The organism is Kitasatospora sp. NPDC029367 (assembly GCF_055569135.1).
Window position 1 is genome coordinate 1 of record NZ_JBVHYH010000066.1, and the last position, 13,860, is coordinate 13,860.

The 13,860-nt window shown below is 71.9% G+C and carries 12 protein-coding genes; 7 read left to right on the plus strand and 5 right to left on the minus strand.

The features are described from left to right. Positions 1-215: 215 nt before the first annotated feature. Positions 216-1,115, minus strand: coding sequence for an SCO4651 family lipoprotein (locus ACZ4W5_RS28770; protein WP_360241589.1), 900 nt, complete (start codon positions 1,113-1,115; stop codon positions 216-218). A 177-nt stretch (positions 1,116-1,292) separates the two neighbouring features. Between ACZ4W5_RS28770 and ACZ4W5_RS28775 the strand changes: the two genes are divergently transcribed. Next, positions 1,293-1,487 (plus strand): hypothetical protein, encoded by a 195-nt coding sequence (locus tag ACZ4W5_RS28775; protein ID WP_360241586.1) that lies wholly within the window; start codon positions 1,293-1,295, stop codon positions 1,485-1,487. Positions 1,488-1,553: 66 nt separating this feature from the next. Here the strand turns inward: ACZ4W5_RS28775 and ACZ4W5_RS28780 are convergent, their stop codons facing one another. Continuing rightward, positions 1,554-2,276: a phosphatase PAP2 family protein gene (locus ACZ4W5_RS28780; protein ID WP_465657809.1), complete on the minus strand. Its 723-nt coding sequence runs from the start codon at positions 2,274-2,276 to the stop codon at positions 1,554-1,556. A gap of 179 nt (positions 2,277-2,455) precedes the next feature. Next, positions 2,456-3,610 carry a C40 family peptidase gene (locus tag ACZ4W5_RS28785; RefSeq protein ID WP_465657810.1) on the minus strand — a complete coding sequence of 385 codons (1,155 nt, stop codon included), beginning with the start codon at positions 3,608-3,610 and terminating at the stop codon, positions 2,456-2,458. 248 nt (positions 3,611-3,858) lie between these two features. On the opposite strand from ACZ4W5_RS28785, the gene ACZ4W5_RS28790 reads away from it, so the two are divergent. The 6 genes from ACZ4W5_RS28790 (at position 3,859) to ACZ4W5_RS28815 (ending at position 11,500) form a co-directional block, all read left to right on the plus strand. Next, positions 3,859-4,209, plus strand: a complete 351-nt coding sequence (locus ACZ4W5_RS28790; RefSeq protein ID WP_360241577.1) for a hypothetical protein — start codon at positions 3,859-3,861, stop codon at positions 4,207-4,209. 166 nt (positions 4,210-4,375) lie between these two features. Beyond that, positions 4,376-5,191, plus strand: a complete 816-nt coding sequence (locus tag ACZ4W5_RS28795; protein ID WP_465657812.1) for a DUF8175 domain-containg protein — start codon at positions 4,376-4,378, stop codon at positions 5,189-5,191. Then, a complete protein-coding gene (locus ACZ4W5_RS28800) occupies positions 5,181-6,464 on the plus strand; it encodes a hypothetical protein (RefSeq protein ID WP_465657814.1) in 1,284 nt (427 codons plus the stop codon). Before ACZ4W5_RS28795 ends, ACZ4W5_RS28800 begins: the two co-directional genes overlap by 11 nt. 6 nt (positions 6,465-6,470) lie before the next feature. Beyond that, positions 6,471-8,045 (plus strand): SCO6880 family protein, encoded by a 1,575-nt coding sequence (locus tag ACZ4W5_RS28805; protein ID WP_465657816.1) that lies wholly within the window; start codon positions 6,471-6,473, stop codon positions 8,043-8,045. Positions 8,046-8,141: 96 nt separating this feature from the next. Then, positions 8,142-9,491 (plus strand): ATP-binding protein, encoded by a 1,350-nt coding sequence (locus ACZ4W5_RS28810; protein WP_360241565.1) that lies wholly within the window; start codon positions 8,142-8,144, stop codon positions 9,489-9,491. Positions 9,492-9,700: 209 nt separating this feature from the next. After that, positions 9,701-11,500, plus strand: coding sequence for a bifunctional metallophosphatase/5'-nucleotidase (locus ACZ4W5_RS28815; protein ID WP_465657818.1), 1,800 nt, complete (start codon positions 9,701-9,703; stop codon positions 11,498-11,500). 89 nt (positions 11,501-11,589) lie between these two features. On the opposite strand, the gene ACZ4W5_RS28820 is transcribed toward ACZ4W5_RS28815, so the two are convergent. Both ACZ4W5_RS28820 and ACZ4W5_RS28825 read right to left on the minus strand, forming a co-directional pair. Further along, positions 11,590-13,035 carry a sensor histidine kinase gene (locus ACZ4W5_RS28820; protein WP_402490906.1) on the minus strand — a complete coding sequence of 482 codons (1,446 nt, stop codon included), beginning with the start codon at positions 13,033-13,035 and terminating at the stop codon, positions 11,590-11,592. Between the two features lie 38 nt (positions 13,036-13,073). After that, positions 13,074-13,844, minus strand: a complete 771-nt coding sequence (locus ACZ4W5_RS28825; RefSeq protein WP_360241557.1) for a response regulator transcription factor — start codon at positions 13,842-13,844, stop codon at positions 13,074-13,076. Positions 13,845-13,860 lie beyond the last annotated feature (16 nt).

Genomic DNA, 13,860 nt, shown 5'->3' on the forward strand with positions numbered 1-13,860 from the left:
GCAGGTACCGTGATGGGGAAGCACGGGTCGACGACCTGCTCTCGGAGAGGCCGCTCTAGACCGGGTGAGTCGTCGTGGGGGGGGGGGGGGCGGGGTCCCCCCCGCCCCCCCCCCCCCCCCAAAAGACCCCCCACCTCCCCACCCCCCCCCCCCCCCCCCCCCCCCCCCCCCCCCCCCCCCCCCCCCCCCCCCCCTCCCCCCCCTCCCCCCCCCCGCTACTTCGGGCTCTCCGTCGGCTTCATCTGGTAGATGTCCGAGGCCGGCGGCTCGGCCGCCTCGACCGGCTTGCCGAAGTCCGACAGGGCGGTGGTCGAGGTGACCTTCACCTGGTCCTTGGCCTCCTTCGAACCGGCCACCCCGGCGAAGGTGAACACCTCCACCACCTTGTGCAGCCGCCCCTGGTCGTCCAGCCAGGCGTCGTACGGGACCTCCTTGACGGTGAAGGTCTGCCCGCCCATCCGCAGGCCGTCCCCGCCCCGGCCACCGGTGGCGTCGGCCGCCTTGGCCAGGTCCAGGGTGCCGCGGTAGTGGTGCAGCGGGGTGCCGTCCACCGTCTCGGTGCCGACCAGGTCGGCCTTCTGCACCCCGCGCAGCGCACCCGCCGCCGTGGCCGGGTCGGTGGCGCCGCTGCTGACCAGGTTGCCGTCCGGCAGCTGGCGCACGTCCAGCTTCACCCACTTGCCCTCGGGCACCTTGGCGCCGCTGTTCTGCAGGTAGACGGTGCCCGGCAGGACCACCTCGACGATCTTTCCGGTGGTCGCCGCCCCCGGCGGCACCTGGACCTCCAGCCGGCCGATCCGCTTCACGTAGTCGTAACCACCGGTGCCGGAGAAGGACGCCTTCTTGTCCGCGGACTCCGTGACCAGCTCGGTGGCCGCGTGCGCGGAACCGGTGCGCCCGGTGATGTCCGCCGCGTTGCGCACCGCCGTCACCGGGTCGGTGGCCAGCTGGTCGGGCGCGTTCGACTGCTGGTCGGAGGAGCCGCCACCGGAGTGGGCCGAGCACCCGGCCGCCCCCGCGGCCAGCGCGGCGGCGAGCACGGCGGCGCCGGCCGCCGAGCGCAGGCGCGGCCCCGGACGGCGCGCCGGCCGCCCGGTTCGCTGCTGGTCGGTCATCTTCATCCTCGCGACAACCCCCTCGGGACCGACTGCCCCGCCGACTGCGGCACCGGCTGGGGTGCCGGGAGGGCAGAGCTCTTTCCGGGCAAACGAGTTGGATCGCGAAGGGTTACGGGTCCGGCGGGAACCGGCGGGTGTCGCGTGCCGGTCGCCCGGCGCGTTACGGTGAATCCCGTGCACAGTGAGCTGCCGGTCGCCCCCGGCACCACCCCGATGCCCGAGCACCGCGTCGCGCTCAGCGAACGCGGTTCCTTCGCCTTCGCGACCTGCAGCTGCGGCTGGTACTCCGCCGCCCGCCGCTCCCGGGACCTCGCCCGCCGCGAGGGGGCCGACCACCTCGCCGAGTACGGAGCCGACGCGTCGGCCTAGCCGGCGCCCGGACCGACCGTTCGGTGCGTTCGGTGCGTGTTCGGTGCGGCCTATGGCCCCCGGGCCTCAGGCCGCGAGGTCGGACTCCGGCGGCCGCTCCTCCCGGCGCGCCGCTCCCCGTCCGCTCCGGCGGCCGCGCCGCTCGGCGCCCCGGCCGGCGGCGGCGCCGCGCTCCGGCGCCCGGACCAGCGGGGCCACCGCCGTCCGGGTCAGCGCGTGGCAGAACGGGACCAGCACCGCCATCGCGATCGGCGCCAGCAGCAGCACCACGGCGACCGCCAGCGCGAAGCCACCGATCACGTCCGTCGGGTAGTGGACGCCCATGAACATCCGGCAGAAGCCCTGGAGCAGGGCCAGGCCCCCGGCGATCCAGCCCAGCCTCCGGTTCACCAGGAACAGCGACACCGCCACGGCCATCGTCATGGTCGAGTGGTCGCTGACGAAGGAGTGGGTGCCGGCCTTGCCGTCCACCAGCACCAGCAGCCCCGGGTGGTCGACGAAGGGCCGGGGCCGGTCCACGATCGCGGCGATCGGCAGGTTGGCCAGCTCGGCGACGGCCACCGAGAGCGGCACCCAGAGCAGCCCGGCGATCGCCACCGGCGCGTCCGGCCGGCGTCTGGCCTGCAGCCAGCCCACCAGCCCGAGCAGCGCGAGGCCGATCAGGATGCCGTACTCGCCGATCCACGACACCGCGTGGTCGAGCCACTGCGGGGAGCGCTTGGCCAGGCCGTTGACGGCGTAGAGCAGACCGAGGTCGGGGTTGGTCGTGTCGGCAAGCGGCGTCGACACGCCGCACCTCCTTCTGGTCCGCTGCACCTGTTCGATCCCGCCGGGGCCCGCCCGGCGCGCGAAGCTGACGAGGGGCCACCGGACCCAACGTCATCGCCGGGACCCAGCGTTCCACGGAAACGCGCGGTTATGGAAACTTGACTCAGCGTCCACAGGCCGCACACAGATCGGTGGACGACTCAGCCGGTCCCACCGGTTCCGGCGGCCCCGTTGACCCGCCCCGCGGCCGTCGGGGCGGGCGGGGCGGCGGCCGCGGGCCGGCTACCGGGGGCGGTCGGGGTCGGCGCCGTCGTGCCCGGGCGGCTCGGGGCGTTGACCGCGCCGTTGCCGCCGCCACCGCGCGTCGGCAGGGCCTGGGCGCCGTCCGAGGTGACCCGGGTCGCCCCGATGTACTCCCTGGTGTCGATCTTGTCGTAGCGGATCACCGCCCCGGTGTGCGGCGCGTTGAGCATGTAGCCGCCGCCGACGTAGATCCCCACGTGGTGGATGGTGCGCGGGTCGCCCAGGTCCGTCGCGAAGAACACCAGGTCCCCCGGCCGCAACTGATCGCGCGACGGGTGCGGACCGGCGTACCACTGGTCGTTGGCCACCCGGGGGAGTTCGATCCCCACGGTCTCGAACGCGGCCTTGGTCAGCCCGGAGCAGTCGAACTGCCCGTTCTGCGAGGCCAGCCCCTCGCCGCCCCACAGGTACGGCGTGCCGAGCTTGGTCTGCGCGAAGTAGATCGCGGCGGCCGACTGCGCGGACACCTCCACCGGCGCGGTCGGCGCCGCGAAGCTCCGGGCCATCGCCTGGATGTTCCGCACGTACCCCTGGGTCTCGCGGTACGGCGGGATGCCCCGGTTCGTCGTCACCGCGTACGGGCCGGCGTTGTAGGCGGCCAGCATGTTGGCCTGCGGATCGCCCGGCACACCGGCCACGTCCTTGGCGAGCGCGCAGTCGTAGGCCGCCGCGGTGGCGATCGCGTCGTACGGGTTCCAGACGTCCTTCCTGCCGTCCCCGTCGCCGTCCGTGGCGTACATCGGCCAGGTGCCCGGCATGAACTGCGCCATTCCCTGTGCCCCGACGCCGGATTGGGCCTTGGGGTCGAAACCGCTTTCCTGGTACAGCTGCGCCGCGAGCATCGGCGGGGAGATCTCCGAGCAGAGCGAGCCCCACTTCTGGATCGCGTCCTGGTAGGCCGCCGGAACGGTGCCGGGGGAGAGGGCGGAACGATTCGCCGCCAGTTGTGGTGTCCCACCCGCCGCATACGTCCCCATCGTCACCAGACCGAGGAACCCGAACGCGACAACTCCCGCCGCAGCGGCGGCCGTACCGGCCTTCCGGAGTACCATCAGCACCATCCCGACGAATCGTCAGTCGAAGTGTCCCGGAAGGCGTTGCTCACCGCAATCATCAGAGATACAAAGAGTGAGCGCTATCCTTCGTACGGTGGACATCCTCGCGTACGTGTCCGATGCCTCACGACCAATCCGCGAGAAGTAGCCAAGTCGACATCAGATCTGGCCAAGAATAGGCACCGACCCTTCGCGCGGGCGGGGTCCGGGCCCTTGAATTTGCCTGATCGGGCGGTGAGATGGAAATGAACGTGAGCAGCGTGCACACCTATGCGGTCGGCCACCTGGCCGAGGACCCTCCCAAGAAGCCGAACATCGACACCATCATCGGCGGGATCGCCCCCGACTGGGGCCCCTTCGCCAGCCTCGGGTCGGAGGCCCGGGTGATGGTCGAGGTCATCATGGCCGTCGCCATCCTCGTCTGCCTCGGCATCGCGGTGTGGGGTGCGGCCAAACAGCGGATCGGCGCGACCGCGATGCGGGACAGCTTCGGCGCCGAACAGGGCAAGGGGCTGATCATCGCCGGGCTGACCGGCGTGTTCATCATTGGATCACTCGGCACTCTGTTCACCATTGTCTACGGCATGGCTATCTGACGATCGGACAGCAGTGACCCGGCCCGCCTGAGGACAGGTTCCCGCCCGGACCTCCCCAGCGGGCCGACCCGCCAGGAGTCCACCCCCGTTCCCACCCCCCGTCCGCGCCCGCCCCCGGACGGAGGGCCCCCGGAGCCGCCCGGCTCCCCGCACCAGGAGGGCCGCCGTGCCGTTGTCCGACGACCAGCCGCACACCCGTACGCGGCTGCCGGTCGACGAACAGCCCTCCGCACTGCCGACCTCCCGTCAGTCCAGGCCGCTGCGCACCCTGCTGACCGTGCTCGTCGTCGTCACCCTGCTCGTCGTCGCCATCTCCGTCGCCAACCGCGGCAAACCGGGCTCCGGCAGCGGCGGCAGCTCCGCCGACCGGGCGGCCCCCAGCGCCGGCTCCGGCGCCGGCCCCGCCCCCAGCGGCGACCAGCCCGTCGGCACCACCGTCAACGGCATCGCCTCCGGCTACCCGCACAGCGACCAGGGCGCCCAGTCCGCCGCCGCCAACTACGCGGTGGCGATCGGCTCCGCGGACATGTTCCGCGCCGACAGCCGCCACACCATCGTCGCAACCATCGCCGACCCGGGCTCCGCCGCGGCCCTGCAGAGCCGGCTGGACCAGGGGTTCACGCCGGAAACGGCGGCTCGGTTCGGAGTGGACGCCCAGGGCAGGCCGCCCAAGGGTTTGACCTTCGTCAGCCGGACGATCCCGGTCGGGACCAGGAGCGTTGGGTACAACTCGGACAGCGTCAAGGTCGACGTCTGGTGCACGGGCCTGTTCGGCCTGGCCGGCGAGCGGTCGACCAAGCCGGTTTCCGATGAGTGGTTCACGCTCAACCTCAGTCTGCGCTGGACCGGGAGCGACTGGAAGCTCACCGACTTCAGCCGAGCATCGGGCCCGGCTCCGGTCCCGCAGGACCAGCAAGCCGCGACCGCGGAGGAGATCACTGGTGCCGTCGAGCAGTTCGGAGGCTTCCGCTATGCCCGCTGACGGTAACTCGGGTCTTGTCCGGAGGATAGTCGGCCGGGTGGCCGGGGCAGCGCTGCTCGGGGCCTCCTCGGTCGTGCTGGCGGCCGGTCGCGCGATGGCCGAGCCGTCGCCCACCCCCAGCACCGGGACGACCAACTCCGCCTGCCCCGGAGTTCCGCTCCCGGGCAACGACGTCTACTGTGCGCCACCCGGCGGTGGCGCCCTCCCCGGGAGCGGTGCCGTCAACAACGTGACCGATCCGCTCGGGTCGCTCGCCAAGGGGTGTGCCCAGGCGGCGGCGTGGGTGGTGCGGAACCTGTCGGGGGCGATCGACGGGACGACGTCGGTGGACTTCACCAACCAGTCGTTCCTGCAGCAGTACGCCGTGGTGTTCGCCGTGTCGACGGTGATCACGCTGGTGCTGTGGCTGCTGGCGGTGACCAAGCGGGCGGTGCGCGGGGCGCCGTTGACGACGGCGATCTCGGAGGCGGTCGGCTTCCTGTGGCTGACGGTGGTGGCCTCCGCGTTCACGCCGTTGATCCTGTTCACCGTGGTGAGCGTGACGGACGGGCTGACGAAGGCGATCGCGGTCGGGACGAAGTCGGACACCGGGACGTACCTGGGCGGGTTCGCCGACACCCTGGAGAAGGGGAACGTCGGCGGCGGCCCGCTGATCCTGGTGCTCGTGTCGCTGGTCGCGGTGCTGGCGGCGGCGGTGCTCTGGATCGAGCTGGTGATCCGGGCGGCGATGCTCTACGTGGGGGCACTGCTGGGGACGGCGGTGTACGCGGGGCTGGTGGACCGGCAGTTGTGGAAGCACGTCCGCCGGTGGGCCGGGATGATGCTGGCGGTGGACCTGGCGAAGCCGATCATCGTGATCATCCTGGGGCTGGCGGGCGCGGTGGCGACCGGCGCCGGGGCCAACGACGACTTCGCCCGGGTGCTGTCCGGGCTGGCGATCCTGTTCCTGTCGATCTTCGCGAGCGCCGCGGTGTACCGCTTCGTCCCGACCTTCGGCGACGAGATGCTGAACATGCGCCGGGCCCGGGCCAGCGCGGTGCAGGCCGGTTCGGCGATGATCAACGGGACGGCGAACCTGATGAAGCAGGGCATCTCCACCCACGGCGACCGCGGTCCGCAGGCGGCCGGGGGCGGCGGGGGCGCGGGCGGCGGCTCGGTCGCGCCCGGCATCGCCGCGCACGCCGGCCGGACGCCGACCCCGCCGCCGCAGGCCGGGCCGCCGCCGCAGGCCTCGGTTCCGAACCGCGACAGCAATCCAGCGAAGGGAGGGTGACGGGAAGTGAGCAGCGAACCGCTCGGCCGGTACGGGGCCCAGTACGCCCAGCCGTATGTGCACCAGCGCCGCACCTACCTGATCGGCAAGGCCCGCCCGAACGCGGTGATCGGCCGCAACCGGGAGTCCGGGGAGATCCTGCTGATCATCTTCGGGGCGTTCCTCGGGATGCTCTGGGGTCTGCTGATGCCTGTCCTGGCGCTGCGGATCGCCGGTCTGATCGGCCTGCCGCTGCTGGCCATCGCGGCGGTCTACGTGCCGTACCGCAAGCGGACGTTCTACCGGTGGGTGGAGATCAACCGCACCTACCGGCGGACGGTCCGCAGCGGGCGCGGGCTGTGGCGTTCGGACGCGATGGACGCGGGCACCCGGATGGACGGCCGGGAGGTGGAGGTCGGTCCGCCGCCCGGGGTGGGGCGGCTGCGCTGGCTGACCGCGCCGTTCGGGCCGGACGAGGTCGGGGTGCTGATGCACCTGGAGCGGCGGACGGTGACGGCCGCGATCGAGATCGAGGGCCCGGGCGTCGGGCTGCGCGACTCGGAGGACCAGGAGGCGCTGGTCGACCGCTTCGGCACGCTGTTGAAGCACGTCGCCAACGGGGACGGCTTCGTGACCCGGCTGCAGATCCTGGCCCGCACCCTGCCGGCCGACCCGGACGCCCATGCCAAGGACGTCGAGCGCCGCGGTGACCACGACGCGCCGCGCTGGCTGCAGGACTCGTACGACCAGTTGCAGTCGATGGTGTCGACCTCCTCGGAGCAGCACCGGGCGTACCTGGTGGCCTGCATGCACTACACCCGGGACCTGGCCGCCGAGGCGCACGCGATGGGCCGCACCGCGACCGGCGGGCGGGCCCGGGACGACGACGGGCTGGCGGCCGTGATGGCCCGCGAGCTGACCGACATCTGCGCCCGGCTGGCCGAGGCGGATATCCGGGTGCGCCAGCCGCTGGGCCAGGCCCGGCTGTCCTCGCTGCTGCATTCGATGTACGACCCGGACCACCCGATCGACCACATCCAGGCGATGTCCCGGCGCAACGCCTGGCCGGCCGAGCTGGACGCGACCCACCCGCAGTACCTGACGGCGAAGACCAGGGAGTCGGCGACCCGGGAGCCGTGGTGCCACGCCACCGCCTGGATCAAGGAGTGGCCGCTCACCCCGGTGGGCGTCAACTTCCTGGCGCCGCTGCTGGTGCACACCCCGGACGTGATCCGGACGGTGGCGGTGACGATGGACCTGGAACCCACCGACGTCGCGATCGAGCGGATGCTGACCGAGAAGACCAACGACGAGGCGGAGGCCAGTCGTGCGGCCAAGATGAACCGCACGGTCGACCCGCGCGACCTGGCCCACACCGGCCGGGTGGACCAGCGCGGTGACGACCTGGCCTCCGGTGCGGCCGGGGTGAACCTGGTCGGCTACATCACGGTCTCCTCGCGCAACCCCGAGGCGCTGGCCCGCGACAAGCGGACCATCCGGGCCTCGGCCGGCAAGAGCTACCTCAAGCTGGAGTGGTGCGACCGCGAGCACCACCGGGCCTTCGTCAACACCCTGCCGTTCGCCACCGGCATCCGCCGCTGACCCCCGCCCCGGTCCTCCGGGACCGGGCCCGTCCGCCTACCCCGCCCGACCACCCACCGCGCCCGACCACCCCTAGCCGGCACCAGGAGGCCACCCATGGCGATCGGCAACCTCACCGACGCGTTCACCAGCCTGATGTTCGGCAAGGTGGAGACCACCCGGCTGCCGGTGCGCACCTCCACCGGCCAGGCGCAGGCGGTCTACCTGCCGACCGCCGCACCGGGCCTGGGCGACTCGGGCGTGATCATCGGGCGCGAGGTGTACAGCGGCAAGGGGTACGTCTACGACCCCTTCCAGCTGTACGGGCAGCAGCTGCCCGCCCCGCACTGGCTGGTGCTGGGGGAGTCCGGCAACGGCAAGTCGGCGCTGGAGAAGACGTACGTGCTGCGGCAGTTGAGGTTCCGGGACCGGCAGGTCGTGGTACTGGACGCGCAGGGCGAGGACGGCGTCGGCGAGTGGAACCTGATCGCCAACGCGCTGGGCATAAAGTCGATCCGGCTGGACCCGATGGCGGCCCGGGACGGCGGGGTGAAGCTCAACCCGCTGGATCCGGCGATCACCCAGACCGGCCAGCTGTCGTTGCTGCGCACCATCATCGAGGTGGCGATGGGGCGCGGCCTGGAGGAGCGGGCGGGCTTCGCGTTGAAGGCGGCGCACGCCCATGTGGTCGCCTCGGTGACGGACCGCCAGCCGGTGCTGGACGACATCATCGACACCCTGCGCAGCCCCGAGCTGTCCTCGGTGGAGTCGCTGGGCGTGGCGGTGGACGAGGTGCAGTCCTGGGGCCTGGACGTGGCGCTGGTGCTGGACCGGCTGGTCGACGGCGACCTGCGCGGCATGTTCGACGGACCGACCACCGACGGCATCGACCTGGACGCGCCGCTGATCGTCTTCGACCTCTCGCACATCGACCGCAACTCGATCGCGATGCCGATCCTGATGGCGATCGTCGGTGTGTGGTTGGAGCACACCTGGATCCGGCCGGACCGGAAGAAGCGCATCTTCCTGGTCGAGGAGGCCTGGCACATCATCAACAGCCCGTTCGTGGCCCAGCTGTTCCAGCGGCTGTTGAAGTTCGGCCGCCGGCTCGGGCTCTCCTTCGTGGCGGTGGTGCACCACCTGTCGGACGTGGTGGACGGCGCGGCGGCCAAGGAGGCGTCGGCGATCCTCAAGATGGCCTCCACCCGGACGATCTACATGCAGAAGGCCGAGGAGGCGCGGGCCACCGGCCGGGTGCTGGGCCTGCCGCGCTGGGCGGTGGAGATCATCCCGACCCTGTCGCCGGGCATCGCGGTCTGGGACGTCAACGGCAATGTGCAGGTGGTGAAGCACATCATCACCGACACCGAGCGGCCGCTGGTGTACACCGACCGCGCGATGACCGAGGACGCGGTGGCCGAACGGGTGCGGGCCGAGCGGCAGTTGGCGTCCGAACCGGGGGTCTGAACGCCCGGCCCCGCCTGAGGCCGAGGGATCGTCCGCAGGCGGTCCGTCCTGGTCCGACGGTGGTGGTTCGTCAGCAGGTAATCCTCTCGTTACGTTCGACATCCTGACAGCTACGCGCGTTGACCCTAGGCTGCACTCGCGCAACACATTGCGCACGCGCCGGCGCGCTCCGCCGCCCGCGTGCTCCTCCGAGGTGCAGGGGATCCCTCATGCTCACCGTCAGATCCCGACGGGCGGCGTTCGCCGTCGTCGCCGCCGCAGGTCTGTTCGGCACGGTGGTCGTGCCGACGGCCGCTCAGGCCGCCGACGCCAACGCCAAGCGTCACAAGACCGTCAACCTCCAGCTGCTGGCGATCAACGACTTCCACGGCAACCTGGAGCCCCCGGCGGGCTCCTCCGGCACGGTCAAGGAGATCGACCCGGCCACCGGCAAGGAGGTCTCGACCCCGGCCGGCGGCATCGAGTACCTGGCCACCGAGCTGCGCAAGGCGCGGATCCCGGCCGACGACTCGATCACCGTCGCGGCCGGCGACATCGTCGGTGCCAGCCCCCTCACCTCGGCGCTGTTCCACGACGAGCCGACCATCGAGGCGATGGACAAGCTCGGACTGGACGTCACCTCGGTCGGCAACCACGAGTTCGACCAGGGCGCAGCGGAGCTGCTGCGCAAGCAGGAGGGCGGCTGCCACCCGACCGACGGCTGCTACGAGCCCGGCCGGACCTTCAAGGGCGCCAACTTCAACTACCTGTCGGCCAACGTCACCGACGAGAAGTCCGGCAAGCCGCTGCTGCCACCGTACTGGGTGACCAAGTCGCAGGGCGTCAAGATCGGCTTCATCGGCGTCACCCTGGAGGGCACGCCGAACATCGTCACCGCCGAGGGCGTCAAGGGCCTCAAGTTCGCCAACGAGGTCACCACGATCAACAAGTACGCCGCGGAGCTCAAGGCCAAGGGCGTCAACTCGATCGTCGCGCTGGTCCACGAGGGCGGCTACCCGGCCAGCGGCGTCTACAACTACGACTGCGGAGCGGCCGGCCAGGGCATCTCCGGCCCGATCGTCGACATAGCGAAGAAGATCGACCCGGCGGTCGGCGCCATCGTCACCGGCCACACCCACAACGCGTACGCCTGCAGCATCCCCGACCCCAACGGCGTGCCGCGCTCGGTGACCAGTGCCGCCTCCTTCGGCCGGCTGTTCACCGAGATCGACATGAAGCTGGACAAGACCACCGGCGAGATCGTCCGCCCGTCGGTCAAGGCCGAGAACCACGTGGTGCGGCGCACGGTCGAGAAGGCCCCGGACATGACGGCGCTGATCGACCACTACGCCAAGCTGGCCGCCCCGAAGGCCAACCGGCCGATCGGCTACATCTCCGCGGACATCAACGGCCGCGGCAGCAGCGACCTGGAGAAGCCGCTCGGCGACGTGATCGCCGACGGGCAGCTGGAGGGCCTCGCCCCGGCCGACAAGGGCGGCGCCCAGGTGGCCTTCATGAACCCGGGCGGGCTGCGCTCCGACCTGGTCCACAAGGCCTCGGGCAGTGAGGGCGACGGCGTGGTGACCTACGGCGAGGCGTTCACCGTCCAGCCGTTCACCAACATGATGCAGGTCAAGACGCTGACCGGCGCCCAGCTGGTCCAGCTGCTGCAGCAGCAGGTGAGCGGCCCCAACGACGCGGCGCCGAAGATCCTCCAGGTGTCCTCGAACCTCCACTACACCCTGGACATGCGCAGGACCGGCGCGGACCGGGTGGTCCTGGACTCGATCCGGCTGAACGGCGCACCGGTCGACCCGGCCGCCAAGTACCGGGTCGCCGCCAACGAGTTCCTGGCCGGTGGCGGCGACGGCTTCCCGGCCTTCGCCGCCGGTACCGACAAGCTCGTCGGCGCCTCCGACCTGGACGTCTTCACGGTCTACCTGGCGGCCCACAGCTCGGCGGCCTCGCCGTTGAAGCCGCCGGCGCAGGACCGGATCAAGGTCCTCGGCCCGGGCAGCGACATCGACTGACCGAGAGCCGGACACCGGCCCCGGTGACGGGGCCCTCGGACGGGCGGGGCGCTGTCGGGGCGCCCCGCCCGTCCTGCTGTTCCGGGCGGCTACTCGGGGGCGGGGCCGCCGGGAAGTCGTACGGTCGCCAGCGCGCCCGGTCCGCCGTCCTGGGCCGGGCCCAGGGTGACCTCGCCGCCGGCCTCCCGGACGCTCTGCGCGACGATCGACAACCCCAGGCCGGAGCCGGGCAGTTGGCGCGAGGACGGGGAGCGCCAGAACCGGTCGAAGACGTACTGGAGCTCGTCCGGCGGAATGCCGGGGCCGTGGTCGCGGACGGTCAGCACGCCGTGCTGGAGCCGGACCTCGATGGTCCCGCCGGGCGGGCTGTACTTCACCGCGTTGTCCAGCAGGTTGATCACGGCCCGTTCCAGGCCCGCCGCGTCGCCGTGCGCGTACCAGGGCTCGACGGTCGTCTCGAAGACCAGTCCGGGACCACGGAGCTTCGCCCGCTCGACCGCCCGTCCGGCGATCTCGTGCAGGGCGACCACCGTCAGGTTCGGGCCGGTCTTGGGGGTGTCGGGACGGGAGAGCTGGAGCAGGTCGCCGATCAGCACGGTGAGTTCCTGCATCTGGGCCTTCATGTTGCCCAGCAGCTTGGTCTTGGTCGCCGGGGGCAGCGGGCGGCCGGTGTCGTTGCTGCGGATCAGCAGGTCGACGTTGGTGCGCAGCGAGGTGAGCGGCGTGCGCAGCTCGTGGCCCGCGTCGGCGATCAGCCGGGTCTGGCGCTCGCGGGAGTTGGCGAGGGCGGTGCTCATCGAGTTGAAGGACGTGGACAGCCGGGCGATCTCGTCGTCGCCGTGCACCGGGATGGTGGTGCCGACCTCCTCGGTGCGGGCGATGTGCTCGACGGCGTCGGTGAGTTGGTCGACCGGCTTGAGGGAGGAGTGGGCGACGAGGCGGCCGGCGACGGCGGCGAGCAGGATGCCGCCGAGGGAGACGGCGCCGAGGAGGATGGCGAGGCCCTGGAGGGATTCCTCGATGGACTTGGTGGGGGTTGCCACCATCGCCAGGACCGGGCCGAGGTTGTGGCTCTGGAGGGCGGAGATGCGGATGACCGCCGGATCGCCGTTGGCGTAGGTGCCGTCACGGATGATCGACTGGCCGGGCTTGAGGTGGTAGGCCTGGGTGTCCTTCGGTTCGGCCAGGACCGCTCGGCCGGTGCGTTCGAGGAAGCAGACCTGTCCGGTGTCGGCGATGACGAACTGGACGTCCCGGAGCGGATTGCTGCCCTCGGACGGCGGGTTTCCCTGTGATGTCGGCGTCTCCTGCGGGGAGGAGGCGCAGTACAGGACGGACGGGACACCGCGGGGCTGCGGCGCGTTGAGCAGTTCCGTCCGGACCTGGCCGTACAGCTGCTTCTCCACGATGAACCAGCAGGCCAGTGCCGACAGGGCGATGGCCACGGCCACCGCGGCCGCGCTCAGGAAGGTGAGACGGCCGCGCAGCGAGCGGGAGCGGTACCACTGGACGACGCGCCGGCGCCTGCTGGGCACCACGCGCGGTGGGGCCAGCGGCGGGGGCGGAACAGCGCTCACGCGTTGGTGCCGGCGGCCGGGCGCAGGGCGTAGCCGACGCCTCGGACGGTCTGGATGAGGCGCGGCATGCCGCCCTGCTCGGTCTTGCGGCGCAGGTACATCACGTACACGTCCAGGGAGTTGGAGGAGGGCTCGAAGTCGAAGCCCCAGACCGCCTTGAGGATCTGCTCGCGGGTGAGGACCTGGCGGGGGTGGGAGAGGAACATCTCCAGCAGCATGAACTCGGTGCGGGTGAGTTCGACCGGCTTGCCGGCCCGGGTGACCTCGCGGGTGGCGGTGTTCATCCGCAGGTCGGCGAAGGCGAGGACCTCGCTGTCGTCCTCGGCGGCGGCGCGGGCGGCGGCCTCGGTGGCGAGGGCGTTGCGGCGCAGCAGGGCGCGGACGCGGGCGAGGAGTTCGTCGAGTTCGAAGGGCTTGGCGAGGTAGTCGTCGGCGCCGACGTCGAGCCCGGTGACGCGGTCGCCGACGGCGTCGCGGGCGGTGAGCATCAGGACGGGGACGGTGTCGCCGCGGGAGCGCATCCGGCGGACGGCGGTGAGGCCGTCCATCCGGGGCATCATGATGTCCAGCAGGACGAGATCGGGCTTGTCGCGCTCGACGGACTCCAGGGCCTCGTAGCCGTCGGTGGCGGTGGCGACCTCGTAGCCCTCGAAGGCGAGGCTGCTCTCCAGGGCGTCCCGGAGGGCGGGTTCGTCGTCGACCACGAGGAGCCGGGCGGAGGGGTGGCCGGCCTCGGCGGGGGTGCGGTCGTCGGCGGACGGGGTCATGGGCTGCTGCCCTTTC